Below are 24,524 nucleotides of genomic sequence, written 5' to 3' on the forward strand. Positions count from 1 at the left end.
GAGAGCCTGTAAAACCGGCTTAGTTCGGAACGGCCTGAACCTTGGAGCGGGCCTGTTCTTCGGCAACGCGCTGTGCGAACATCTGTGCGAAATCGATCGGGTCGATCATCAGCGGCGGGAAGCCGCCATTGCGCGTGACGTCGGCAATGATCTGGCGGGCAAACGGGAAGAGCATGCGCGGGCACTCGATGAAGAGAACCGGCAGCATGTGCTCCTGCGGGAAGCCGGCAACGCGGAAGACGCCGCCATAGACGAGCTCGGTGTGGAAGACCGTCTTGTCGCCTTCCTTGGCTTCAGCGATCAGCGAAAGCACGACATCGAAATCCGTTTCGGACAGCGGATTGGCATTGACGTTTACATTGATGTTGATCGCCGGTGCCTTGTCGCGGGCCTGAAGCGAGCGCGGTGCGCCCGGGTTTTCGAAGGAAAGATCCTTGACGTACTGGGCAAGGATCGAAAGGGTCGGGCTCGCTGCGCCGTTGCTGCTGTTATCGTCTGCCATGGGATTTTCCTCGAGGGGCATTGAATGGTGCCGCCATCTAACATTTCGGGAATAGGCTTACAACCCTGGGCGTCCGGCGCAGTTAATGCGCCGCCATATCAGTCTCCGAGCCGTTTGCCGGACCAGGGCGACTTGCCGTTCGGTTCCCGATGATAGTCCTCTTCATCGAGATCGACCACCTTTGAATCGCCCGGCTTGCCTCGAAATTCCGAACGCGAGGAAGCCGAAAAACCGTCGCCGCTCGCGCCAACGACAACGAAACGCTTTGCGATCGACCGCCAGAGCAGATTGCGAACCTGCGGGATAAGAAGCAGGATCGCCAGTATATCGGACAGAAAGCCCGGGATGATGAAGAGCAGCGAGGCGATGACAGTCATCGCCGGATTGAGCAGCTCCCGCCCGGGCACGGTACCGCTGCGCCCTTCGGCGGACATGCGGCGCAGGATGCCAATACCCTGCCGGCGCAAGAGGAAGGAGCCGACGACAAAGCCCAGTACGACAAGCGCCAGCGTCGCGGCAAGTCCGATTGCGCGGCCGACAATTACGAAGCCAGCGATCTCGGCAAGCGGCAGAAGCAGCGCGAAAACCGGCAGCATGGAAAAACGCATCTCTTTACCCCGAGTGGCTCGGGCTCCTCTTGGCACTGGCGAAGATACCAGCCATGATTTGAATCATTCGTATAGCCGGACTATATGGGGGTAGAAATCAGGGATGTTAACAGTGAACGGCGGGATATGAGTTCAAACGACTTCATCACATTATTTTTCTTGGTGGCGGCGGTGCTGATTTTCTTTCAGCTTCGATCCGTTCTCGGACGCCGCACGGGAAATGAGAAGCCGCCGCGTGATCTCTATACGCCACGGGATGCCGCGCAGAACGACAGCGCCGATGCCGGCAAGGTCGTAACCCTGCCGCGGCGCGATGTGAACGGAGAAGAGGAAGACCGCTTTTCCGCCATCGACGCTTTCGCACCGGCCGGCACGCCGCTGAACGAATCGCTGCGCGCGCTCAACAGAGCCGATCCCTCCTTCGACCCGAAGGAATTCTTGAATGGCGCCCGTATGGCCTACGAGATGATCGTCATGGCCTTTGCTGATGGTGACCGCAAATCGCTGAAGAACCTTCTCTCCCGAGAAGTCTATGACGGCTTCGACGCGGCGATCAGCGATCGCGAAAACAAGGGCGAGAAGATGAAGTCCACTTTCGTGGGCATCGACAAGGCTGAGATCACCCATGCCGAGACCAAGGGCAGCGAGGCGCAGATCACCGTGCGCATCATCAGTCAGCTGATCTCTGCCTCCTACGACAAGAACGACACGCTGATCGACGGCGATGCAGAGAATGTCGCGGAGGTCAACGATCTCTGGACGTTCGCTCGCGATACGCGATCGCGCGACCCCAACTGGAAACTCGTCGCGACTGAATCGGAACATGACTGACGCCGCCGGCTTTGCCCTTCAGGCAGTCAGTTTCGACGCAATGGAAGGCTGGAGGGATGATGATCCCTCCAGCCTTTTTGAAGTCATGGCTACCTGTCGCCGGCATATTTCCGAAACGAAACCTTATCGTAACGGTTCGCTGGGGCTGAGTTCAGCCGATCTCCTTCCATTGCTGGAGGAAGCAGAGACATTTCGCCCGTCTTCGCCGGAGGAAGCGCGTGGCTTTTTTGAAAAACACTGCCAGCCATTCCGGATTGTCCGGGCTGACGGCGTCAGTGGTTTCGTCACCGCCTTCTACGAACCCGAAATTGAAGTTTCCGACAGACAGGATGCGACCTTCCGTTTTCCGATCTACCGGCGCCCGGATGATCTCATCGATCTCGATGATCAAAATCGTCCCGCGCAGTTTGATGGCTCCTACGCATTTGGACGCTTGCGTGATGGGCTGATCGATGCCTATCCGGATCGCCACGACATCGATCAGGGCTATCTTGAGGGCCGTGGTCTTGAGATCGCCTGGGCGAAATCGAAGGTCGATCTTTTCTTCGTCCACGTGCAGGGCGCTGCCCGTCTGCGCTATCCGGATGGCAGGATCGGCCGCATCACCTACGCCGCAAAAGCCGGCCACCCATTTTCGGCGATCGGCAAGCTATTGATCGACCGTGGCGAGATCGAGCGCGCGAAAATTTCCATGCAGTCGGTCCGCGCATGGCTTGCCACACATCCGGACCAAGTCGACGAAGTCCTCCGGCATAACCGATCCTATATTTTCTTCCGGGACGCACCGGTGGACAATCCGAATGCCGGACCGATCGCCGCCGCGAAGGTGCCGCTGCTTGCGGGGCGTTCGCTCGCCGTCGACCGCCTGATCCATACTTTCGGTTTTCCATTCTTCATCCGCTCCGAAAGCCTGACGCATCTCGATGCCGGTAAGCCGTTTCAACGGCTGATGCTGGCGCTGGACACTGGTTCGGCAATTGTCGGCCCCGCGCGCGGCGACATTTTCACCGGTTCGGGCCATGCTGCAGGCGAGTTGGCGGGAACAGTACGCAACGATGCCGATTTCGCAATTCTCATCCCAAATGCCGCTGCAGCGAGGTTCCTCTGATGGCGAAGGACCGCAAGCTCAGCTCAGACGAGAGAATCCTCTGGGGAAGGGTAGCCCGCAGTACCCGGCCCATGCCAGGCAAGACGGATGAACTGACTGCGCTCGACGCCTTCCTGGCGGAGGCCGAAGCGGCAGCCGAACAGGAAAAGGCGGAAAAGCAGAAGACGGCCACGCCACTTCCGCAGCAACCGGTAGCTCAGACGCCTGTAAAACAGCCCTCGGGCGTCCACCATCCACTGGAGCGGCCGGTCAAGCGCAAGATCGCCAAAGGAAAACTGGCGCTGGAAGCACGGATCGATCTTCACGGCATGGTCCAGAGCGAAGCGCATTCCTTCCTGCTCGATTTCCTGATCCGTGCGCATGAACGCGGCATGCGGCACGTCCTCGTCATCACAGGCAAGGGCAGCTCCATGGGCAGCGAAGGCGCCTTGAAGCGCGCAGTGCCGCTCTGGTTCTCCAAGCCGGAATTCCGTTTTCTGATTTCGTCCTATGAGCCAGCGGCCCAACATCATGGTGGCGCGGGCGCCCTCTATATCCGCCTCTCGCGGCGGGCCGGGGAAACATCGTGACGCCGTTTGCAGAAGCAGTTCGCAAGCTGCGCGCCCGCAAGGGCGTGACGCAGAAACAGATGGCGGCGGCGCTCAATGTTTCGCCTGCCTATCTCTCGGCGCTCGAGCATGGAAAGCGCGGCGTGCCAAGCTTCGATCTGCTGCAGCGCATCGCCGGCTACTTCAACATCATCTGGGACGAGGCCGAAGAACTCTTCCTCGTTGCCGGCTCTTCCGATCCGCGCGTGGTCGTCGATACCTCGGGCCTGCCGCCCGAATATACCGAATTTGCCAATCGTCTGGCCAAGCGAATTCGCAGCCTTGACAGCGCCGATATCGCCCGGTTATCGGCGCTTCTTGAAAATGACGGCAAAGGGGACGGAAAAGCGTCATAATCCCCTGATTTATGCCTTGTTTTAGGGCCTTGCCATTGGGAACTCGCTGCAAAAAACCTATATTCGACATTGAAAAAGCCGGTGATTCGCAAGGCGCGCCGTTGCTTACGACAACAGGGAAAACCTCGACAGAATGACCGATGCACCCGCGACGGAAAACGGCGTAAACACCGAATATGGCGCAGACTCCATCAAGGTCCTGAAGGGCCTCGATGCCGTGCGCAAGCGCCCCGGTATGTATATCGGCGATACCGACGACGGCTCGGGCCTCCACCACATGGTCTATGAAGTCGTCGATAACGCGATCGATGAAGCGTTGGCCGGCCATGCCGACATCGTCACCGTTGCGCTCAATCCCGATGGCTCTGTGACCGTGACGGACAACGGCCGCGGCATCCCGACCGATATTCACAGCGGCGAAGGCGTGTCGGCAGCCGAGGTCATCATGACCCAGCTCCATGCCGGCGGTAAGTTCGACCAGAATTCCTATAAAGTTTCGGGTGGTCTGCACGGCGTCGGCGTTTCGGTGGTCAATGCACTGTCCGTCTGGCTGAAGCTGAAGATCCGTCGCCAGGGCAAGGTTCATGAGATGAGCTTCACCCACGGCGTTGCGGATGCTCCGTTGAAGGTGACGGGCGAAGCGGGCAACGAGACCGGCACGGAAGTCAGCTTCATGCCGAGCACCGGAACCTTCACCATGACGGAGTTCGACTACGGCACACTTGAGCACCGCCTGCGAGAGCTGGCCTTCCTCAACTCCGGCGTCCGCATTCTGCTGACGGACAAGCGCCATTCCGACATCAAGCAGGAAGAGATGATGTATGACGGCGGCCTCGAGGCCTTCGTTTCCTATCTCGACCGCGCCAAGAAACCGCTCGTCGAAAAGCCCGTCGCGATCCGCGGCGAGAAGGATGGCATTACCGTCGAGGTGGCCATGTGGTGGAACGACAGCTATCACGAGAACGTGCTTTGCTTCACCAACAACATCCCCCAGCGCGATGGCGGCACGCATATGGCCGGCTTCCGCGCCGCACTGACGCGTCAGGTCGTTTCCTATGCCGATAATTCCGGCATTACGAAAAAGGAAAAGGTGACGCTGCAGGGCGAAGATTGTCGCGAAGGTCTGACCGCAGTCTTGTCGGTCAAGGTACCGGATCCAAAATTCTCATCGCAGACGAAAGACAAACTTGTTTCGTCGGAAGTTCGCCCTGTCGTCGAAAGCCTCGTCAATGAGGCCTTGAATACCTGGTTCGAGGAACATCCGAGCGAAGCCAAGATTCTCGTCGGCAAGGTCGTTGAAGCCGCCGCCGCCCGTGAAGCCGCCCGCAAGGCGCGCGAACTGACGCGCCGCAAGGGTGCGCTCGATATCGCCTCGCTGCCCGGCAAGCTCGCCGACTGCTCGGAGCGCGATCCGGCCAAGTCTGAAGTCTTCCTCGTCGAGGGTGACTCGGCAGGCGGTTCTGCAAAGCAGGGGCGCTCGCGCGAAAATCAGGCGATCCTGCCGCTGCGCGGCAAGATCCTGAATGTCGAGCGTGCACGCTTCGACAAGATGCTGTCGAGCCAGGAAATCGGCACGCTTATCACTGCGCTCGGCACCGGAATCGGCAAGGACGAGTTCAATGTCGAAAAGCTGCGCTACCATAAGATCATCATCATGACGGATGCCGACGTCGACGGCGCTCACATTCGCACGCTGCTGCTCACCTTCTTCTTCCGCCAGATGCCGGAACTGATCGAGCGCGGCCACCTCTACATCGCCCAGCCGCCGCTCTATAAGGTGTCGCGTGGCAAGTCGGTCCAGTACGTCAAGAACGAAAAAGCGCTGGAAGATTATCTGATCGGCCAGGGTCTGGAAGATGCGGCGCTGAAGCTCGCCAGCGGCGAAGTCCGTGTCGGCCAGGATCTGAATGAGGTCATTCACGATGCCCTGCGCCTGCGCGCGCTACTCGACAACCTGCATTCGCGCTACAATCGTGCGGTCGTCGAACAGGCGGCAATCGCCGGCGCGCTCAATGCCGAAACCGTCAGCAATGCCGAACGTGCCCAGGAACTGGCAATCGAGGTGGCAAAGCGTCTCGACATCATCGCCGAGGAAACCGAGCGTGGTTGGGAAGGCAGCCTCACCAGCGAGGGCGGTATCCGCCTCGAGCGCATGGTTCGCGGCGTCAAGGAGGTCATCGTGCTCGATATGGCGCTGATCGGCTCCCAGGATGCCCGTTTTATCGACCAGCTCACGCCGCGGATGAAGGAAATCTATCAGACGCCGCCGGCGCTGAGCCGACGGGATGGCGATGTCGAAATTTCCGGTCCACGCGCCCTTCTCGATGCAGTTTTCGCAAGCGGCCGGAAGGGCCTGACGATGCAGCGCTATAAGGGTCTCGGCGAAATGAACGCCGAACAGCTCTGGGAAACGACGCTCGATCCGAACGTTCGCTCGCTGCTGCAGGTCAAGGTCAACGATGCGACCGATGCCGACGGCCTTTTTGCGCGCCTGATGGGCGATGAAGTCGAGCCGCGGCGCGAATTCATCCAGGACAATGCGCTGAGCGTCGCAAACCTCGATATCTGACCAAAAATCAGTCGCGAAAAAGCCCCGCAGCCATCAGGCTTGCGGGGCTTTTTATTTGGCGATCAATCGTTGCCGATGAAATGGCCGTTGAAGACGACCTCCGAGAGCGGCTTGCGCTGGCTCGGGAATTCGCGCTCCCGGTTGCGCTCGGAAAGGATGCTCTTGTCGGCGATGCGACCGACGGCAATGCCGGCTTCAACGCGGTAACCATCGGGGACTTCAAGCTTTTCCTTGATCTCGTCATGCTTGATGCCGCCCATGCCATGGGCATGGAAGCCGGAAATGCGGGCCTGCATGGCAAGATGGCCCCAGGCCGTGCCGGCATCGAAAGAGTGCGTATAGCTTGACCGTCCCTCGCTGCGGGCGCCGTTGAAGCTGCGCGAGACCACGAAGATCAGCGCTGAAGCGTTCTTTGCCCATTCCTGGTTGGCTTCGTTGAGCAGGCTCACGAATTCTTCCCAGTGCTCGGAACCTTTTAAGGCGTAGAGGAACCGCCAGGGCTGCATATTTGCGGAGGACGGCGCCCAGTGTGCGGCGTCGAGAAGCGTCAGAAGCTGGGCTTCCTCGATGATCTCGCCGGTAAAGGCGCGGGGCGACCAACGGTCGAGAAACATCGGATCGATTGGATATTCGGATTCGCGGCTATTGGCTTTGGTCATGCTGGCTTCCGGAAGTTGGCGATGGACGGGGGATTCCATTGCGGAGATCACTTAAGTGATATTTCCGTGCTCGCTTGCTTGGCAAGCAAAGTTTGGTCACGGCCAGTGCACAATCTGTTTCCAGAAACTGGCCTTACGCGCGCGAGGAACTCCCGGTAAAGCAGCGTCAAATCCGATCGATCAGGAGATGCGGCATGCTGGTGAATGGGAAATGGACCGAAGACTGGCAGCCGGTCCAGGCGAAGGATGAGAAGGGTGGCTTCGTCCGCCAGATATCGAGCTTCCGCAACTGGGTGACACCTGACGGCAGCGCTGGTCCGACGGGTGAGGGTGGTTTTGCCGCAGAAGCAGGACGCTATCATCTTTACGTCGCCTATATCTGCCCCTGGGCTTCGCGTACGCTGATCGGCCGCAAGCTTAAGCGGCTCGAAGACGTCATCTCGGTTTCGATCGTCGAACCGGCGCTCAGCAAGCAGGGCTGGCGTTTTGGCGATTATCCCGGCGCGACTTCGGATGAGCTGAACGGCGTCACCTACATGCACGAGATCTACACAAAAGCGGATCCCCATTTTACCGGGCGAGCAACGGTCCCCGTTCTATGGGACAAGAAACGTGCAACGATCGTCAACAATGAATCCTCCGACATTCTGCGCATGCTGAACAGCGGCTTTGGCGATCTTGCCCGCGGCAGTCTCGATCTTTATCCGGCCGCTCGACGGGGTGAAATCGATGCCTTCAACGAGCGTATCTATTCGTCCTTGAACAATGGCGTTTATCGCACCGGATTCGCAACGACGCAGGTTGCCTATGAAGAGGCCTTTGCCGAGGTTTTCGCTTGCCTCGACTGGATAGAACCGCAGCTTGAAGGACGCAGTTTCTTCTTTGCCGACCATCCGACGGAGGCCGATATCCGTCTGTTCGTCACGCTGGCGCGTTTTGATGTCGCCTATCACGGTCTCTTCAAATGCAATCTGCGGCGTCTCTCTGACTATGTTAACCTCAAGTCCTTCTGCCGGCGGATGCTGGATTGGCCCGGCATTGCCGAGACCGTGAACCTCGATCACATCAAGCGCGGCTATTATTCGATCGAGAGCCTCAACCCCACGCGTATTGTTCCGGTTGGTCCATCACTGGCGGAAATTTTCTAAGCGGGCGTACCGCTTCCGTGGCAAGTCATAATGACACCGATGAATAATTCGTTCATAGGTGGCACATCTACTTTCCATTGAGGAGGACATTCATGAAGCTGATGCGCGTTGGAGAAGCGGGCCGCGAAAAGCCGGCCCTGCTCGATGCCGATGGCAAGATCCGTGACCTTTCCGCGCACGTGGCCGATATCGGCGGCGAGGCGATCACGCCGGCAGGTCTTGCGAAAATCGCAGCCCTTGACCCTAAGAGCCTGCCGGAACTGGCGCCCGGCCGCATCGGTGCTTGTGTTGCTGGCACCGGAAAATTTATCTGCATCGGCCTGAACTACTCCGACCATGCGGCTGAAACCGGTGCAACCGTTCCGCCCGAACCCGTTATCTTCATGAAGGCGACTTCGGCGATCATTGGTCCCAACGACAATGTGCTGATCCCGCGCGGTTCTGAAAAGACCGACTGGGAAGTCGAACTTGGCGTGGTTATCGGCAAAACCGCGAAATATGTGAGCGAGGCCGAAGCGCTGGATTACGTTGCCGGTTACTGCGTTTCCGACGACGTCTCCGAGCGCGCCTTCCAGACCGAGCGCTCGGGCCAGTGGACCAAGGGTAAATCCTGCGACACCTTCGGACCGATCGGCCCCTGGCTCGTCACCAAAGACGAAGTTGCCGATCCGCAGAACCTCGGCATGTGGCTCAAGGTCAACGGCCAGACGATGCAGAACGGTTCCACGAAAACCATGGTCTATGGCGTGGCTTTCGTCGTGTCCTATCTCAGCCAGTTCATGTCCCTGCACCCGGGCGACGTTATCTCGACGGGTACGCCTCCAGGTGTCGGCATGGGCATGAAGCCGCCGCGTTACCTGAAGGACGGCGACGTCGTCGAACTCGGTATCGAAGGTCTCGGCACCCAGAAGCAGCTCTTCGTAGCAGACCGTTAACGACTTTTCTTGCTGAAAAGCTTAAACTTTGTGCGCCAAGATAATGCCGGAGATCAATTTTCCGGCATTTTTCTTTCAAACTGTAATGTTATGTTGCTGTGCAACAAAAACCTGTTAGCCTACGTTGATGTGCCAGCGTTAACGGAAAGAGTCCGGTGCCCTTCAATTGGCGTCGTCTTTGCCGGATAGAGAAAGGTGGCGCCCTCCATGTTCTACCAGCTTTATGAATTGAACCATGCAGCGTTGGCTCCTTTCCGCGCTGCAGCAGATATCATGCGTTTTGCCTATTCCAATCCGCTGAACCCCTTCTCACAGACCCCGCTAGGGCGCACCATTTCGGCCAGTCTCGAAATGTTCGAGCGCACGACGCGCCGTTACGGCAAGCCTGAATTCGGACTCAATGAGACTGTCATCGACGGCAAGAAGGTTTCCGTGCGCGAGGAAGTCGTCTGGGCGCGCTCCTTCTGTAATCTCCTCCATTTCTCCCGCGATGTTCCGGCCGGCCACAGCGGCGACCCGCGCATCCTCATCGTCGCGCCGATGTCCGGCCATTATGCGACGCTGCTGCGTGGCACCGTCGAGGCCCTTCTGCCCAGCGCCGATATCTACATCACGGACTGGATCGATGCGCGCATGGTGCCGATGACCGAAGGCACCTTCGACCTTTCCGATTATATCGACTACGTCATCGAGATGCTGCATTTCCTCGGCCATGACACCCATGTTGTCGCCGTCTGTCAGCCCTCCGTGCCGGTGCTGGCCGCGGCCGCAATCATGGAAGAGGCCAAGGATCCGCTCGCGCCGTCGTCCATGACACTGATGGGCGGTCCGATCGATACCCGCATTAATCCGACAGCCGTCAACAATCTTGCCAAGGAACGGCCGCTCGAATGGTTTGCCGATAATGTCGTCATGAACGTGCCCTGGCCGCAGCCGGGCTTCATGCGATCTGTCTATCCGGGTTTCCTGCAGCTTTCCGGCTTCATGTCGATGAACCTCGACCGGCATTTGATCGCCCACAAAGAATTCTTCATGCATCTGGTGAAGAACGACGGCGAACCGGAAAAGCACCGCGATTTCTATGACGAATATCTCGCCGTCATGGACCTCACCGCGGAATTTTATCTGCAGACCGTGGAGCAGGTCTTCATGAAGCATGCGCTGCCGAAAGGCGAGTTGATGCATCGCGGCAAGCTTGTTGATCCCTCAGCCATCCGCAACGTGGCCTTGCTGACCGTAGAAGGCGAGAACGACGATATCTCCGGTGTCGGCCAGACGCATGCAGCCCAGACCATCTGTGTAAACATCCCTGACGAGATGCGCATGCATTACCTGCAGCCGGATGTCGGCCACTATGGCGTCTTCAACGGTTCCCGCTTCCGCCGCGAGATCGCGCCCCGCATCGTCAGCTTCACGCGCCAGCATTCCCGCGCCAAGAAGCCACCGGTCCAGCGCGTCATCAAGGGCGGCAAATCGGCGTGAGTTAGAAAACGCTGATTTAATGCCATCGATTCAAGGTCTTGTTCGATTTAACCTGAAATCGTCTTGAAGGCCGGTTCCGCGGTAACCATCTGTTTTTTCAGCACTCGGCATCCTGTCGGGTGCTGAACGCGAGGATACCGCACGATGAACCAGTCAGCATTGCTTCGCCCGGATTGGACTCCGGCTACCGTTGCCTTGATGATCCTCGGCTTCATGGTTTTCTGGCCTCTGGGGCTGGCCATGCTTGCCTATATCATCTTCGGCGAGCGGCTGCGTGGCTTCAAGCGTGACGTCAACCAGGCAACGGATGGCTTCTTTGCAGGCTGCCGCCGTTCGCACGGCCGTCACCGCCCGCATTTCTCGACGGGCAACGTCGCCTTCGACGATTGGCGCAAGGCCGAGCTCGATCGCATGGAAGAAGAGCGCCGCAAGCTTGATGAAATGCGTGAGGAATTCGATTCCTACCTGCGCGAGCTTCGTCGCGCCAAGGATCAGGAAGAATTCGATCGCTTCATGCGCGAGCGCAAGAACAACCGACGCGACGATAATGGCCCGGTCGCCGAATACCAGACGCCGTAAGGCGTGATCACAAAGAATCTACGGCCGGCATCGGATACGATGCCGGTTTTTCTTTGCCCGGATTTCTCCCGAATCGTATAGAAAACCCCTATGTTTCCGCTTCCGAAGATCCGCCGTACGACGAAAAAACCGTCGCCGCCCGAAAAGCGGACGCTGGATGTCGCCGGCCGTCTGATGCCCTTGACGATCAAGCAGCATGATCGGGCAACCCGGATCACGCTCCGTATCGAGCCGGGCGGCCGTGCATTGAAGATGACGGTGCCGAAGGGGCTTGCCGCCCGCGAAGTCAACGCCTTCCTTGATCGGCATCAGGGCTGGCTGCTGACCAAGCTTGCGAAATTCTCGACGGATGCGGGCCTGCGCGACGGCGGCGAAATTCTCTTTCGCGGTGTCAGACATCGCATCGAGCACACAGGCAGCCTGCGTGGGCTGACTGAGGCTGTCGTGATGGACGGCAAACCGGTACTTCGCGTCAGCGGCATGCCGGAACATATCGGCCGGCGCATCGCGACCTTCCTCAAGAAGGAGGCGCGCAGCGATCTTGAGAGATTGTCGCGGCTGCATGCCGGTTCCATCAAGGCGCCGATCCGCTCGATTTCGATGAAAGATACTCGCAGCCGCTGGGGTTCCTGCTCTTCGGAAGGAAATCTGAGCTTCTCCTGGCGCATCGTCATGGCGCCGCCGTCGGTGATTGATTATCTCGCCGCCCATGAGGTCGCGCATCTGAAGGAAATGAACCACGGTCCACACTTCTGGGCGCTCTGCAAGAAGCTCTGCCCGCACATGGAAGAGGCGAAGTCCTGGCTGAAGCGTCACGGCAGTCAGTTGCACGCTATAGAGTTCGATTAAGCGCCACCGTTAAATGCTGCCGCCATTGCAAATTGGCTCGACTCTTCGCCCGTTTCATGTCACTTCGCTGCCATGAGACCGGATATCAAGATCTGCGGTTTGAAGACGCCTGAGACTGTCGAGCGCGCATTGAAGCGCGGAGCGACGCATATCGGCTTCAATTTTTTCCAAAAAAGCCCGCGTTACGTCGAGCCGGATATTGCCGGCAAGCTCGCGGAACCTGCGCGCGGCAAGGCGAAGATCGTCGCTGTCGTGGTCGATCCGAGCAATGATGATCTTGATGAAATCGTTGCACTTTTGCGCCCGGATATGCTGCAGCTACACGGTAGCGAGAGCCCTGAGCGCGTGCTGACCATCAAGGCGATGTATGGCATCCCCGTGATCAAGGCCTTGTCGGTCCGCAGCACCGATGACCTGAAGAGGGTCGAGGCCTATATTGGCATCGCCGACCGCTTCCTCTTCGATGCCAAGCCGCCAAAAGGATCTGAACTACCGGGCGGCAATGGCGTTTCCTTTGATTGGGGTCTGCTCACCTGGCTTGACGGCAATGTCGACTACATGCTTTCCGGTGGGCTCAACAAGGCCAATGTCGGACAGGCGCTTGCAATGACGAAGGCGCCAGGTGTCGATACTGCCTCTGGTGTCGAGAGTGCGCCGGGCGTGAAGAGCCTGGACATGATCGATGAATTTTTCGATGCGGTTGAACAGGCATGCCTGCCTGAAACGACCTCAGGGAGTTGAAAGTGAACGAGACGCCTAAACCGAATTCCTTCCGCGCCGGTCCGGACGAAGACGGACGCTTCGGCATTTATGGGGGCCGCTTCGTGGCCGAAACTCTGATGCCTTTGATCCTCGATTTGCAGGAGGAGTGGAACAAGGCGAAGGACGATCCGGAATTTCAGGCGGAATTGAAGCAGCTCGGTACCCACTATATCGGCCGCCCGAGCCCGCTCTATTACGCCGAGCGCCTGACCCAGCATCTCGGCGGTGCCAAGATCTATTTCAAGCGTGAAGAGCTGAACCATACCGGCTCGCACAAGATCAACAACTGTATCGGCCAAATCCTGCTCGCCAAGCGCATGGGCAAGACGCGCATTATCGCCGAGACCGGTGCCGGCCAGCATGGCGTGGCTTCCGCCACCGTCGCCGCCCGCTTCGGATTTCCCTGTGTCGTCTATATGGGCGCCACCGACGTCGAGCGTCAGGCGCCAAACGTTTTCCGCATGAAGCTGCTGGGTGCCGAGGTAAAGCCGGTCACGGCCGGCAGCGGCACGCTGAAGGATGCGATGAATGAGGCGCTGCGTGACTGGGTCACCAACGTCGATGACACCTATTACTTGATCGGAACGGCCGCCGGCCCGCATCCCTATCCGGAAATGGTGCGGGATTTCCAGGCCGTCATCGGCACGGAAGCCAAGCAGCAGATCCTTGAAGCCGAAGGCCGGCTGCCGGATCTCGTCATCGCTGCCGTCGGCGGCGGTTCGAATGCGATCGGTATCTTCCATCCTTTCCTCGATGACGAGGACGTCAAGATCGTCGGCGTCGAAGCGGGCGGCAAAGGTCTGCAGGGCGATGAGCACTGCGCTTCGATCACAGCCGGTTCACCGGGCGTGCTGCACGGCAACCGCACCTATCTGCTGCAGGACAATGACGGGCAGATCAAGGAAGGCCATTCGATTTCGGCCGGCCTCGACTATCCTGGCATCGGCCCGGAACATTCGTGGCTCAACGATATCGGCCGCGCCGAATACGTGCCGATCATGGATCATGAGGCGCTCGAAGCCTTCCAGATACTTACTCGTCTCGAGGGCATCATTCCCGCGCTCGAGCCTTCGCATGCGCTTGCCGAAGTCATCAAGCGCGCGCCCAAGATGGGCAAGGACGAGATCATTCTGATGAACCTCTCCGGCCGTGGCGACAAGGACATCTTCACCGTCGGCAAGATTCTGGGAATGGGTGAGTAAAGAGACATGACCGCACGTATGGATAAACGCTTCGCCGATCTGAAGGCGGAAGGCCGCCCGGCGCTCGTAACCTATTTCATGGGTGGCGACCCTGATTACGAGACCTCGCTCGGCATCATGAAGGCGCTGCCGGAAGCCGGCTCCGACGTCATCGAACTCGGCATGCCCTTTTCCGATCCGATGGCCGATGGCCCGGCGATCCAGTTGTCCGGCCAGCGCGCCCTGAAGGGTGGTCAAACGCTGAAGAAGACGCTGCAGCTCGCTGCCGACTTCCGCAAGACCAACGATGCAACGCCGATCGTCATGATGGGCTACTACAACCCGATCTATATCTACGGCGTCGAGAAGTTTCTCGACGATGCGCTGGCATCCGGCATCGACGGGTTGATCATCGTCGACCTGCCGCCGGAAATGGATGACGAACTCTGCATCCCGGCGTTGAAGAAGGGCATCAATTTCATTCGCCTGGCAACACCGACGACGGATGAGAAGCGCCTGCCGACCGTGCTGAAGAACACGTCTGGCTTCGTCTATTACGTTTCTATGAACGGTATCACCGGTTCGGCTCTGCCGGATCCGTCGCTGATTTCGGGTGCGGTCAAGCGCATCAAGGACCATACCGATCTGCCCGTTTGCGTCGGCTTCGGCGTCAAGACGGCAGAGCACGCAAAGGTCATCGGTGCTTCGGCCGATGGTGTGGTTGTCGGTACGGCGATCGTCAATCAGGTAGCCAACACCCTGACGTCGGATGGAAAGGCGACGGCCGACACGGTTCAGGCCGTTGCGACACTCGTTCGCGGTCTTTCCACAGGAACGCGTTCGGCGCGCCTTGTTGCTGCCGAATAGTTTCCCCACATTGGCACTAGTCAATCAGGAGTATTCGAGTTGAACTGGATCACTAACTACGTTCGCCCGCGGATCAATTCCATGCTGGGCCGTCGCGAAGTGCCGGAGAACCTCTGGATCAAGTGCCCGGAAACGGGCGAGATGGTTTTTCACAAGGACCTCGAAAGCAACAAGTGGGTCATTCCCGCTTCCGGCTACCACATGAAGATGCCGGCAAAGGCGCGCCTTGCCGACCTGTTCGACAACGGCGAATTCGAAGCTTTGCCGCAGCCGAAGGTCGCCCAGGATCCGCTGAAGTTCCGCGATTCCAAGAAGTATAGCGACCGTCTGCGCGACAGCCGCCTCAAGACCGAGCAGGAAGATACGATCCTCGCCGGTCTCGGCAGCGTGAAGGGCCTGAAGCTCGTCGCGGTCGTTCATGAATTCAACTTCATCGGCGGTTCGCTCGGCATGGCTGCCGGCGAAGCGATCGTCAAAGCCTTCGAACGCGCGATTGCGGAGAAGTGCCCGCTCGTCATGTTCCCGGCCTCGGGCGGCGCGCGGATGCAGGAAGGCATTCTATCCTTGATGCAGCTGCCGCGCACGACGGTGGCCGTCGACATGCTCAAGGAAGCAGGCCAGCCCTACATCGTGGTTCTGACAAACCCGACCACCGGCGGCGTAACGGCCTCCTACGCCATGCTTGGCGATATTCATCTGGCGGAACCGGGTGCCGAAATCGGCTTTGCCGGCAAGCGCGTCATCGAACAGACGCTGCGTGAAAAGCTCCCCGAGGGCTTCCAGACCTCGGAATATCTGCTGGAACACGGCGTGGTCGACATGGTCGTCAAGCGTCATGATATTCCGGAGACGCTGGCGCGTCTGTTGAAAATCCTGACCAAGAAGCCGGCTACGGCGGCAAATGATGCCAATGGAGTGATTGCTCTGGCGGCGAGCGCCTGAGCAGCAGATCTCACAGAATAGGGCGGGCCGATGACAGACAGAGGCCAGATCGCGGTGAGTGAGGCGGCGCAGGAAATCGAAAAGCTCATGGGATTGCATCCCAAGGGCTACGATTTGTCATTGGACCGCATCAAGCGCCTTCTGGAGGCGCTTGGCAATCCGGAGCGCAACCTTCCCCCCGTCATCCATATCGCCGGCACCAACGGCAAGGGCTCGACATCAGCTTTCTGCCGCGCGCTTCTGGAAGCGGGCGGCTACAGCGCCCATGTCCATACCTCTCCGCATCTCGTAAACTGGCATGAACGTTACCGTCTGGGTGTTCCAGGCGGGCGTGGTCAACTGGTTGATGATAGCGTTTTCGCAGAAGTTTTGCGACGCGCGGCGAAGGCCAATGGCGGGGAGAAGATTACCGTCTTTGAAATACTGACGGCCGTCACTTTCATTCTTTTTTCTGAACATCCAGCCGATGTCGCAATCATCGAGGTCGGTCTCGGTGGTCGTTTCGACGCGACGAATGTCATCGAGGATCCCGCCGTTTCGGTCATCATGCCGATTTCACTCGATCATCAGCCCTATCTCGGCGACCGGGTGGAACTGATTGCAGCGGAAAAGGCCGGCATCATGAAGCGCGGCCATTCCGTCGTCATTGGCCATCAGGAGTATGACGCAGCCCTTGACGTGCTGATGTCGACGGCCGAACGGTTGCACTGCCCGAGCGCCGTTTTCGGCCAGGATTTCATCGCGCATGAGGAATATGGCCGGCTGATCTATCAGGACGATTTCGGCCTTGCGGATCTGCCTTTGCCGCGCCTTCCCGGTCGCCATCAATATGCCAATGCCGCAGCCGCCATCCGGGCGGTCAAGGCCGCAGGCTTTACCGTCGCCGAACCGATGATGGAAAAGGCAATGGAAACGGTGGAGTGGCCCGGCCGCCTGCAGAAATTGACAGAAGGCAGGCTTCTGAGCCACGCGCCGGCCCGGTCGGAAATCTGGGTCGATGGCGGCCATAATCCGGGTGCTGGTGAAGTGATTGCCGAAGCCATGGCAAATTTCGAAGAGCGCCAGTCCCGTCCGCTATTCCTGATATCGGGCATGATCAACACCAAGGACCCGGTCGGCTATTTCAAGGCCTTTGCGGATCTGGCGGAGAAGATCTATTGCGTGCCAATCCGCGGCAGCGAAGCAATGATCGATCCGGTGATTCTGGCCCACGCCGCCTATGATGCCGGGCTTGTGGCCGAACCGATGTCATCAGTCGTCGATGCCCTGGACGCCATCGCTTCGAGCGTCGACCCGGAGGCGCCGCCGCCACGTATCCTCATCGGCGGCTCTCTTTATCTCGTTGGCGACGTGCTGGCGGAAAACGGCACACCCCCTAAATGAAAAAGCCCGGCAAATGCCGGGCTTTTTGCATCGAACTATCGATATCATCAGGCTGCGCTGGAAATCCAGTTGGAAAGCGCCGTCTTTGGCTTTGCGCCGATGGAGATGTCGGCAACTTCACCGCCCTTGAAGATTGCAAGCGTGGGGATCGAGCGAACGCCGAACTGGGCGGCCAGTTCCGGGTTTTCATCGATGTTGAGCTTGGCGACCTTGACCTTGCCGGCCAGTTCCGTGGCGATTTCTTCGAGGCTCGGAGCAATCATTTTGCACGGACCGCACCATTCAGCCCAGAAATCGACGACGACTGGTTCTGCGGACTCCAGAACTTCCGACTGGAAGTTGTTGATATCGACCTTAACGGTAGCCATAGGCTGCTCCTTTACCGGAATTTGCTGTTGCGTAACATGTGAGGGTGCGGTGCCGGAATTTCAATGTCCGATATTTCACTTTGTGTTGAGTCCTGCAAGTGCCGAAGCCAAAGCCTGTTCGCCAAGAGTATGGATGGTCGCATTTTCTGTATAAACCAGCATGCAATCGATCCGTTTGGCAGGATAGAGCGGCTTCAATATTTCCCGATAGATCGCAAGCTGCGCCTTGTGCGCAAAAGGGATTTTATCTTCGCTTGTCGGTGGAACGCGATTTGTCTTGTAGTCCAGAATGACGACACTGTCTGGCAGGACAGCAAGCCGGTCAATCCGGCCTGAGACGGCATATTCCCGGCCTTCCAGCGTCAAGGTTCCCATGATCGAGATTTCCGCCTGGGCATGAACGTTGAAGACGGCTTGAAGCCTTTCATCTTGCAAAAGTTTCACAACCGAATCGACCAAAGCCTGCCGCTCTATAGCCGGCCAGAATCGCGCCGCGCGTTCAGCATAACGCTTCGCTGCATCGGCCCGCTCCTCCGCCGGAATATCGGGAAGAGCCTGAAGCATCCGATGGATAAGACGGCCCTTTTCCAGGGAACGATCGCTGCCCTCTTGATCGCCGAAGAGCGGTGAGGTCACCAGAAGATCATCGGCCTCCTCATCGATGATCGTTCCGGCACCGGAAGGGCTAAGTGGCCGCGGCAGTTGTTTCTGCGGCGGCAGAGGGCGGAACAGGTCAGGGGGGACCGTTATGACCGTTGCCTGTTCAGGCGCACGGTCCATTCGCTCGAAGCTGCGCTCGACCTGCGGCACACGCCAGCGCATGCCGTCCCACTCGCCATCCGGACCTGCAAAAGTTGCCTTTTCGACATGCGGATGCTCGGCGTCGAGCGCGGTGGAAATCATCATATGCCAGGTGTCGTTGTTCAGCCGCACGCCGCGATAGCCGCAGACGATCAGCCGGTCGGCGGCGCGTGTCATCGCCACGTAGAGCAGGCGCCGGTATTCCTCTTCGGCAAGAAGCTGGATGCGCGCTGCATCGGTCAACGTCAGCGAATTGCCGAGATCACTGACGGGAATCCACACCGGTATCGGCGGCTCGTCCGGCCCGGCATCAAGCAACCGGAGCTTTGGCAGGTGGGTGTGGGTAAAAGCCTTCGAGCCGCCATCGACCAGAAAGACAATTGGCGCTTCGAGACCTTTGGAGGCATGCACCGTCATGATGCGCACCTCGTTGCGGCCCTTGTCCTGTTCGCGCTTCACTTCCGGCGCTTCAAGCTCAAGCGTCGAGATGAAGGATTGCAGGCCGGGGAGACCCGATGTCTCGTGGTCGAGCGCAAAGGTCAGGAATTCGTCGAGGATATCGCTGACTTCGGTACCGAGCCGCGCCAAAAACTGCCGCCGGCCGCCATGACTGCCGAGGACACGGGCATAGAAATCATGGACCGAAAGGCTTCGGGACTGGGCAAGAAAGAGCTCCAGCCTTGCGACGGCCGCGCCGAGGCGTTCATTGCCGTCGGCGGCATATTTGCGAAGATGGTGCCAGACGCTTTCATGGTCGTCGCGGAGCGCCGCAACCGCAAAAATATCCTCTTCCGAAAGATTGAAGAGAGGGCTTTTCAGGAGAGCGGCGAGCGAAAGATCGTCTTCCGGCAGGAGCAGAAAACGGCCCAGCGCCAGCAGATCCTGTACGGCGATATGACTGGTCAGCACCAGCCGGTCCGCGCCGGCGACGGGGATGTCGCCACGCCGCTTCAGTTCACGCGTCAGCGCATTGACGAAGGCGTCGCGTTTGCGGACGAGAACGAGGATATCGCCGGCTTCTATGAAGCGTTCCTTGCCCTTTTCGACGATCGTTTCGCGTCCCACAAGAGTACCGATCGTATGAGCGATGCGCCGTGCAAGAATGGCGGCCGGCGCGCTCTCGGGCGTCGCATCGAAGGGAGCGGTCCAGTCCTCATCCTTTATCACGACATCGGGCACGACCATTTCCCAGAGATCGACGGCCCCAGGATGGCCGATACGGCTGGAGCGATGAACGACCGGCTCGGTGCCGAGGCCGCGTGCATTCTCCGGTGGGGTGAAGATGTGATCGACCGCGAGCAGAACGTCGGAGGTAGAGCGGAAGGACAGCGGCAGGCGAACGGTCGAGAAGGCGAGGCCGCTGTTCTGCACGCGACGCTGCGTTCGTTCCTTCTCCTCGGAAAACCGTTCCGGCCGCGCGCCCTGGAAGGAATAGATCGACTGTTTCTCGTCACCGACGGCAAACAGTGTCCGGACGAGAGGCCGCGAACTTTCTCCTGAGAAGAAATCCTCCGCCAGCGACTGGATGACGCTCCATTGAACAGGGCTGGTATCCTGCGCCTCGTCGACGAGGATATGGTCGATACCCTGATCGAGCTTGTAATGGATCCACGGACCGACGCCACTCTTGGTGAGCAGGTCCGCAGTGCGGGTGATCAGGTCCTCGAAGTCGAGATGGCTGCGCTGTTTTTTCAGCTCCTCATAATCCCGGTTCAGACGGTCCGCGAGCACGAGAGCGGCATGGGTTGCTGTGTGCATCCGCATCAATTTCAGCCGGTCGCGGCAATTGACGACATGCGCGCGCGCAGAGGCGATAGCATCAGTAAGCTGCGGCGCTTCGGCAAGCATCACCTTGACAAAGAATTGCCCGTCCGTCTTCGGCTCACCTTTCGATGTCAGGAAAACTTTCTCCAGAATTTGCGCGCGCGCGGTAACATCCCGTTCGCGGGCAGCGCGGCGCAAACCCTCGGCGACGTCTTGAGCCTTCGCGCCACCCTTTGCAGCGGCGAGCGAAAGATAAAGTTCCAGCACCGCATCCGAGAGACCCGGCAAGGGCCAGTATCGCTCGGCCAGCCCCTCTTCCGTATCATCAGGTGAAAGCCCGAGTTTCTTTCGCAGCAACTTATCGGCGCCGCCATGCCGTTCGGCAGCGGTTATGAAGCGGCGTATGGCGTTACGGTTGGCAACGATCTCGCCGAGCAGATTTTCGAGCCCGGATTCATCACCGAGATTAAGCACATAGGTGAAGGCACCAGCGAGGTTCCGGTCGTTCTCCGGTGCCGTTGCCGTCAAAAGTGAACGCCGCGCATCGGCAAGCAGCGTCTCTGCCGCCCGGTCGTCGAGAACCGAGAAGTGCCCGGCGACGTTTGCTTCCAGCGGAAACTGGTGCAGCAGTGCTTCGCAGAAGGCGTGGATCGTCTGGATCTTCAGACCACCCGGTGTTTCCAGTGCCTTGGCAAACAGTCGTCTTGCTTCCGCAAGCTTCAGGGAATCCGGCTCACGACCTTCGATCTGTGTGATGCGCTTGGCAAGCTCCTCATCCGGGAAAATCGCCCATTCCGCCAGCCGTTCGAAGACGCGGTTCGACATTTCGGAGGCGGCAGCCTTCGTATAGGTGAGGCAGAGAATGGCGGAAGGCCGTGCCCCGGCAAGCAGCAGCCGGATCACCCGCTGGGTCAGAACATGCGTTTTGCCGGAGCCGGCATTGGCCGACACCCAGGCAGAACGGGTCGGATCAGAAGCGATCGCCTGCTGGATCGTCGTCCAGCCGATCCAGGTACCGGGATCGTCACCCTCCGGAAGCGCGGTCGGATCATTCATCGCCTCCTCCTTCCGGGTCAGCAGTTGCCCATTCCGCAACGCGGGCAAGATGATCGTAATCGCCGCCGAAATCGAATTGTTGGGCGGGGATCAGCCGCGAGGTAAAACCCTTCTCGCCGGACTGCAGCAGGGTGACGAATTTTACCAGCTGGTCGATCGATTCTTCGGCAAGCTGCATTGCTGATTTTGCCTTGTCGCTGTTGGCCTCCTCGTTATTGACCTTGTCCACCAGGAAGCGACTGCCCGGCCGCAAGCGGACATAGAGGAGGTCGTTCGGTACAAGGCTCCCGGCATCACGGAAGGCGCCGGCCTGAAGGGCAGCGGCCTCAAGCGCGAGCTGCGGGTCGAGCAAGGCGCGGGCCTGTGTGGGAGAGGGGTTGTAGCCAGTCTTGTAGTCTATGATGTCGGCGCTGTTTGGCCCCTTGATATCGATACGGTCGGCAACGCCGGTGAGCCGGATATCGATCCCATCGAGTTCGACACCGCCCCTCACTTCCGTCAGCCTCTTTTGCACATCGGGCTGCCGCCCGGCCTCCCATTTCAGGAAAGCGCGCGCGACTTCGCGGAAGCGCGGCCGCCAGACGGCGTCGATATGCGGCGGCAACTGCTCTATGTCGAAGAGTTCGGTCAGGATGATTTCCATCGCCGCTGCCGCCTCCGGCGTTCCTGCTGTATGGTCTTCGCGAACAAAGCGATCGATAATCTTGTGGTAGAGAGTACCGCGTTCCGCTGCGCCCGGATCGCGATTGAATGGGTCGACAGGATCGAGCCGCAGCACGCGCCGCGCATAAATCGCATAGGGGTCGCGGCGCAGCCGACCGACTTCGCTGAAGGAATAGGATTTGGGCTGCAGTTCCCGTGGCGGCTTGGGAGAGGGCCTCTGCGCTGGCGCCTGATTGTCGCCGAGGTCTATCTGGTTTGCCCAGTGAACGAAGCGCGCGCCCCGCTTGCGCAATTGCTCTTCGAAATCCTCGCCGCCGATCGCCAGCAGCCGTTGCAGCCACCGGGAGGCGACCGTTGGCGTCGAACCCTGGCGCAAGGCGCGTGAATAGATCAGATGGCGCGTCCCGTTCGCCATCTCGAAATCATGCGCCAGCTGGCCGATGCGCCGTTCCGGCGGCTCCAGCCCGATTTCTGTCTTCATCATACGGGAGACGAAGGGATTGTTGGCGGTCTGTCCTGGCCATGATCCTTCATTGAGGCTGCCGAGTATCAGCGTATCGACATTCTGCAGGCGCGCTTCCAGCGTCCCGAAAATAAAGAGGCGAGGGTGGCTGAGGGCACCGGGCTTGACGGCATGGCCGGCGGAGAGCGCCACCATGATATCGATCCATTGCGACCCATCCGCTTCCATCTGGCCATCGGTATCGATGACTTCGCCAAGCAGGCTCGCCAGGGCATCGCCCGCTTCACCGGACCAGAGGCCTGCCAGATTGCCATGTTCGTCGACAGCGATACCTTCCAGGGCGCGGCCCGTCCGTTCGGCCCATTGCGAGAGCGAGATGCCGGTCGTCAGGCCATCATCATCCCCACGATGCCGCACGAGCGCCGATACCAGTGGTTCCACGGCACGTTCAACTTTCTGGGCTAACCTGCGGGCCATCTCCGCTGCTTCAGATGGCAGCGATTTGCGCCACACCGGCACGTGCCTGTCGAGCGCTTGCTCCGAAAGCTGATGGTCGAGCAGCTGTTCGAGCGATCCGATATCCACTTCTGTCACGCCGCCGCGCAGTGCCAGCAACTCCAATGCCTCGACAGCCCCGGTCAGAAAGCCGCGCTCCAGCCCGAAGCGGGCAAGCGGGTGTTTGAGCAGCGAAACGATGGCGACAGGATCGCCGGGACGCAGTGTCGCCTCCAGGAGCAATTGCAGCAGCGTGCCCTGCGGCGTTGCCGAAAGTGGCGTACCGGCTGAATCGTCGGCGAGAATGCCGAAGCGGGAAAGCTCCGCCATAACACGGCGCGCCAGATTGCGGTCTGGCGTAATAAGCGCAGCTCTGCTTTCGCCATCGCTACCCGGCTGTTCCAGTGCAAGCCGCAGAGCAACGGCAATCGCTGTCGCCTCCTCGCGCTCGTTGGCGGCTTCGATCATCGATACGTCCGCGAATGCCGCGGCAACGGTCCCTTGCGGCAGGTCTTTTTTCCAATCACCCCAGCCGCTCGTCGCCTCTGATGGAGTAAGCGCCCGCGAGAGGACTTCCGCCCGAGAGCGCAGATCGGCTTCCGCTTCCTCGATCGGCTGAACGTCCTCGCGGCTGAATTTCAGCCGCTTCAGCAGAACGGAAAGACCATACTGCGGATGCGTGCGGCTTGCCGGGTTGGCCCGTTGACCCGGCAGGAGATCAGGAGCGACCAGAGACCAGTGCTCCTCCGGCATGGAAAGGTCGAGGCCGGGCAACACGATCACGCCTTCCGGAAGGTTCGCCACGGCGCCGATGAGATCTGCCGTGGCAGGAAGCGAACCCGTCGAACCGGCGATGATGATCGGACCGGCAGGCTTCATCATCATCGAGAGACGGCCGGCCTCGGCGCGCAGGATGGCATTGCGATGGCGGGCCGGCGACGATCGGCCAAGTTCGATCAGGCGTTCCGGCCAGAAGGCACTGGCGATCTGCAGGAACTCCGCCGTCAATTGCCACCAGGCCGCATAGTCACCCGTATCAAGCTTGCCGAGTTCAGACCATGCAAGATCCTCGGTTTCGATCGAATCGATCAATTCCGCCAGATTGCGGGCAAGCCAGATGGCATCCGCCGGGCTTGCCGGCGCGACGAGAGGCGATTCCGAATGGATATGCCGGACGATCTCCGGCAGCTTGTTGCGCCAGGCAAGGATCAGCCGGGCCAGTTCCAGAAGGCGCGCGGTATTGGAAAGCGGCTGGGCAAGATCGATCGTCGCGGGCAGCGCCTCGTCAAAATAGCCGCTGTCGTCATCCGTCTCTCCCAGTGGCCGGATGACCGGCAAGATCGCCGAGCGGCCGCCGAGCAGATCGACGAATTCCGAACGCAGGACACGTACGGCGCGCCGGGTCGGCAGATAGATCGTCACCTTGGCAAGCGAAAGCGGATCAGCGGGATCATGCCGGAAAAGCGGTGTCAGGCGTCCGTCACAAAGCGAACTTGCCAGCGTCTTCAGGAAGGGAAGGCCGGATGGGATCGTCAGAATGCGTGGCCGGTGCCGCTCTACCATGCG

General features: G+C 59.5%; 21 protein-coding genes. 15 read left to right on the forward strand and 6 right to left on the reverse strand.

Annotated elements, in window-relative coordinates; translation table 11 throughout:
- Positions 1-19: 19 nt before the first annotated feature.
- Positions 20-502: a protein-export chaperone SecB gene (gene secB, locus AB8B33_RS22365; RefSeq protein WP_007813799.1), complete on the reverse strand. Its 483-nt coding sequence runs from the start codon at positions 500-502 to the stop codon at positions 20-22.
- A 98-nt stretch (positions 503-600) separates the two neighbouring features.
- Positions 601-1,110: an FxsA family protein gene (locus AB8B33_RS22370; protein WP_439016921.1), complete on the reverse strand. Its 510-nt coding sequence runs from the start codon at positions 1,108-1,110 to the stop codon at positions 601-603.
- Between the two features lie 126 nt (positions 1,111-1,236).
- Between AB8B33_RS22370 and AB8B33_RS22375 the strand changes: the two genes are divergently transcribed.
- From AB8B33_RS22375 to gyrB, 5 genes are all read left to right on the forward strand, one after another.
- Positions 1,237-1,941: a Tim44/TimA family putative adaptor protein gene (locus tag AB8B33_RS22375; RefSeq protein ID WP_113322167.1), complete on the forward strand. Its 705-nt coding sequence runs from the start codon at positions 1,237-1,239 to the stop codon at positions 1,939-1,941.
- Positions 1,934-3,049, forward strand: a complete 1,116-nt coding sequence (gene mltA / locus AB8B33_RS22380; RefSeq protein ID WP_439016922.1) for a murein transglycosylase A — start codon at positions 1,934-1,936, stop codon at positions 3,047-3,049. Before AB8B33_RS22375 ends, mltA begins: the two co-directional genes overlap by 8 nt.
- On the forward strand, positions 3,049-3,618 hold the full coding sequence (locus AB8B33_RS22385) for a Smr/MutS family protein (RefSeq protein WP_439016923.1): 570 nt from the start codon (positions 3,049-3,051) through the stop codon (positions 3,616-3,618). Before mltA ends, AB8B33_RS22385 begins: the two co-directional genes overlap by 1 nt.
- Positions 3,615-3,992 carry a helix-turn-helix domain-containing protein gene (locus AB8B33_RS22390; RefSeq protein WP_113322164.1) on the forward strand — a complete coding sequence of 126 codons (378 nt, stop codon included), beginning with the start codon at positions 3,615-3,617 and terminating at the stop codon, positions 3,990-3,992. Before AB8B33_RS22385 ends, AB8B33_RS22390 begins: the two co-directional genes overlap by 4 nt.
- Positions 3,993-4,125: 133 nt before the next feature.
- Positions 4,126-6,561: a DNA topoisomerase (ATP-hydrolyzing) subunit B gene (gene gyrB / locus AB8B33_RS22395; protein ID WP_113322163.1), complete on the forward strand. Its 2,436-nt coding sequence runs from the start codon at positions 4,126-4,128 to the stop codon at positions 6,559-6,561.
- Between the two features lie 62 nt (positions 6,562-6,623).
- Here gyrB and AB8B33_RS22400 read toward each other — a convergent pair whose 3' ends face one another.
- A complete protein-coding gene (locus AB8B33_RS22400; protein WP_439016924.1) occupies positions 6,624-7,220 on the reverse strand; it encodes a nitroreductase family protein in 597 nt (198 codons plus the stop codon).
- 194 nt (positions 7,221-7,414) lie between these two features.
- On the opposite strand from AB8B33_RS22400, the gene AB8B33_RS22405 reads away from it, so the two are divergent.
- From AB8B33_RS22405 to AB8B33_RS22450, 10 genes are all read left to right on the forward strand, one after another.
- On the forward strand, positions 7,415-8,368 hold the full coding sequence (locus tag AB8B33_RS22405) for a glutathione S-transferase family protein (protein WP_439016925.1): 954 nt from the start codon (positions 7,415-7,417) through the stop codon (positions 8,366-8,368).
- A 92-nt stretch (positions 8,369-8,460) separates the two neighbouring features.
- Positions 8,461-9,303 carry a fumarylacetoacetate hydrolase family protein gene (locus AB8B33_RS22410; protein ID WP_439016926.1) on the forward strand — a complete coding sequence of 281 codons (843 nt, stop codon included), beginning with the start codon at positions 8,461-8,463 and terminating at the stop codon, positions 9,301-9,303.
- A gap of 207 nt (positions 9,304-9,510) precedes the next feature.
- Positions 9,511-10,785 (forward strand): polyhydroxyalkanoate depolymerase, encoded by a 1,275-nt coding sequence (locus tag AB8B33_RS22415; protein WP_439017290.1) that lies wholly within the window; start codon positions 9,511-9,513, stop codon positions 10,783-10,785.
- A 144-nt stretch (positions 10,786-10,929) separates the two neighbouring features.
- Positions 10,930-11,364 (forward strand): DUF2852 domain-containing protein, encoded by a 435-nt coding sequence (locus AB8B33_RS22420; RefSeq protein ID WP_113300854.1) that lies wholly within the window; start codon positions 10,930-10,932, stop codon positions 11,362-11,364.
- 90 nt (positions 11,365-11,454) lie between these two features.
- Positions 11,455-12,213, forward strand: coding sequence for a M48 family metallopeptidase (locus tag AB8B33_RS22425; protein ID WP_007813775.1), 759 nt, complete (start codon positions 11,455-11,457; stop codon positions 12,211-12,213).
- A 72-nt stretch (positions 12,214-12,285) separates the two neighbouring features.
- A complete protein-coding gene (locus tag AB8B33_RS22430) occupies positions 12,286-12,954 on the forward strand; it encodes a phosphoribosylanthranilate isomerase (protein ID WP_439016927.1) in 669 nt (222 codons plus the stop codon).
- Between the two features lie 2 nt (positions 12,955-12,956).
- The gene (trpB, locus tag AB8B33_RS22435; RefSeq protein WP_439016928.1) at positions 12,957-14,177 is read left to right on the forward strand and encodes a tryptophan synthase subunit beta; all 1,221 of its coding nucleotides are present in this window, start codon (positions 12,957-12,959) and stop codon (positions 14,175-14,177) included.
- Between the two features lie 6 nt (positions 14,178-14,183).
- Entirely contained in the window at positions 14,184-15,023 is an 840-nt protein-coding gene (gene trpA / locus AB8B33_RS22440; RefSeq protein ID WP_439016929.1) for a tryptophan synthase subunit alpha, read from the forward strand.
- A 39-nt stretch (positions 15,024-15,062) separates the two neighbouring features.
- On the forward strand, positions 15,063-15,965 hold the full coding sequence (gene accD / locus AB8B33_RS22445) for an acetyl-CoA carboxylase, carboxyltransferase subunit beta (protein WP_439016930.1): 903 nt from the start codon (positions 15,063-15,065) through the stop codon (positions 15,963-15,965).
- A gap of 30 nt (positions 15,966-15,995) precedes the next feature.
- Entirely contained in the window at positions 15,996-17,348 is a 1,353-nt protein-coding gene (locus AB8B33_RS22450; RefSeq protein ID WP_439016931.1) for a bifunctional folylpolyglutamate synthase/dihydrofolate synthase, read from the forward strand.
- Positions 17,349-17,395: 47 nt separating this feature from the next.
- On the opposite strand, the gene trxA is transcribed toward AB8B33_RS22450, so the two are convergent.
- The 3 genes from trxA to addB all read right to left on the reverse strand — a co-directional run bounded on the left by trxA (position 17,396) and on the right by addB (position 24,521).
- Positions 17,396-17,716, reverse strand: coding sequence for a thioredoxin (trxA, locus tag AB8B33_RS22455; protein ID WP_007813761.1), 321 nt, complete (start codon positions 17,714-17,716; stop codon positions 17,396-17,398).
- 75 nt (positions 17,717-17,791) lie between these two features.
- Entirely contained in the window at positions 17,792-21,337 is a 3,546-nt protein-coding gene (addA, locus tag AB8B33_RS22460) for a double-strand break repair helicase AddA (RefSeq protein WP_439016932.1), read from the reverse strand.
- Entirely contained in the window at positions 21,330-24,521 is a 3,192-nt protein-coding gene (gene addB / locus AB8B33_RS22465) for a double-strand break repair protein AddB (RefSeq protein WP_439016933.1), read from the reverse strand. The genes addA and addB overlap by 8 nt, the downstream gene beginning before the upstream one ends.
- Positions 24,522-24,524: the final 3 nt, after the last annotated feature.

The sequence above is a fragment of the Rhizobium sp. 768_B6_N1_8 genome (assembly GCF_051811225.1).
Classification (GTDB): Bacteria; Pseudomonadota; Alphaproteobacteria; order Rhizobiales; family Rhizobiaceae; genus Rhizobium.

What these genes read in the sequence shown, in the direction of transcription:
- secB (WP_007813799.1), bottom strand. Translation starts at nt 502, where the DNA reads ATGGCAGACGATAACAGCAGCAACGGCGCAGCGAGCCCGACCCTTTCG.
- AB8B33_RS22370 (WP_439016921.1), bottom strand. Translation starts at nt 1,110, where the DNA reads ATGCGTTTTTCCATGCTGCCGGTTTTCGCGCTGCTTCTGCCGCTTGCC.
- AB8B33_RS22375 (WP_113322167.1), top strand. Translation starts at nt 1,237, where the DNA reads ATGAGTTCAAACGACTTCATCACATTATTTTTCTTGGTGGCGGCGGTG.
- mltA (WP_439016922.1), top strand. Translation starts at nt 1,934, where the DNA reads ATGACTGACGCCGCCGGCTTTGCCCTTCAGGCAGTCAGTTTCGACGCA.
- AB8B33_RS22385 (WP_439016923.1), top strand. Translation starts at nt 3,049, where the DNA reads ATGGCGAAGGACCGCAAGCTCAGCTCAGACGAGAGAATCCTCTGGGGA.
- gyrB (WP_113322163.1), top strand. Translation starts at nt 4,126, where the DNA reads ATGACCGATGCACCCGCGACGGAAAACGGCGTAAACACCGAATATGGC.
- AB8B33_RS22400 (WP_439016924.1), bottom strand. Translation starts at nt 7,220, where the DNA reads ATGACCAAAGCCAATAGCCGCGAATCCGAATATCCAATCGATCCGATG.
- AB8B33_RS22405 (WP_439016925.1), top strand. Translation starts at nt 7,415, where the DNA reads ATGCTGGTGAATGGGAAATGGACCGAAGACTGGCAGCCGGTCCAGGCG.
- AB8B33_RS22410 (WP_439016926.1), top strand. Translation starts at nt 8,461, where the DNA reads ATGAAGCTGATGCGCGTTGGAGAAGCGGGCCGCGAAAAGCCGGCCCTG.
- AB8B33_RS22415 (WP_439017290.1), top strand. Translation starts at nt 9,511, where the DNA reads ATGTTCTACCAGCTTTATGAATTGAACCATGCAGCGTTGGCTCCTTTC.
- AB8B33_RS22420 (WP_113300854.1), top strand. Translation starts at nt 10,930, where the DNA reads ATGAACCAGTCAGCATTGCTTCGCCCGGATTGGACTCCGGCTACCGTT.
- AB8B33_RS22425 (WP_007813775.1), top strand. Translation starts at nt 11,455, where the DNA reads ATGTTTCCGCTTCCGAAGATCCGCCGTACGACGAAAAAACCGTCGCCG.
- AB8B33_RS22430 (WP_439016927.1), top strand. Translation starts at nt 12,286, where the DNA reads ATGAGACCGGATATCAAGATCTGCGGTTTGAAGACGCCTGAGACTGTC.
- trpA (WP_439016929.1), top strand. Translation starts at nt 14,184, where the DNA reads ATGACCGCACGTATGGATAAACGCTTCGCCGATCTGAAGGCGGAAGGC.
- AB8B33_RS22450 (WP_439016931.1), top strand. Translation starts at nt 15,996, where the DNA reads ATGACAGACAGAGGCCAGATCGCGGTGAGTGAGGCGGCGCAGGAAATC.
- trxA (WP_007813761.1), bottom strand. Translation starts at nt 17,716, where the DNA reads ATGGCTACCGTTAAGGTCGATATCAACAACTTCCAGTCGGAAGTTCTG.
- addA (WP_439016932.1), bottom strand. Translation starts at nt 21,337, where the DNA reads ATGAATGATCCGACCGCGCTTCCGGAGGGTGACGATCCCGGTACCTGG.
- addB (WP_439016933.1), bottom strand. Translation starts at nt 24,521, where the DNA reads ATGGTAGAGCGGCACCGGCCACGCATTCTGACGATCCCATCCGGCCTT.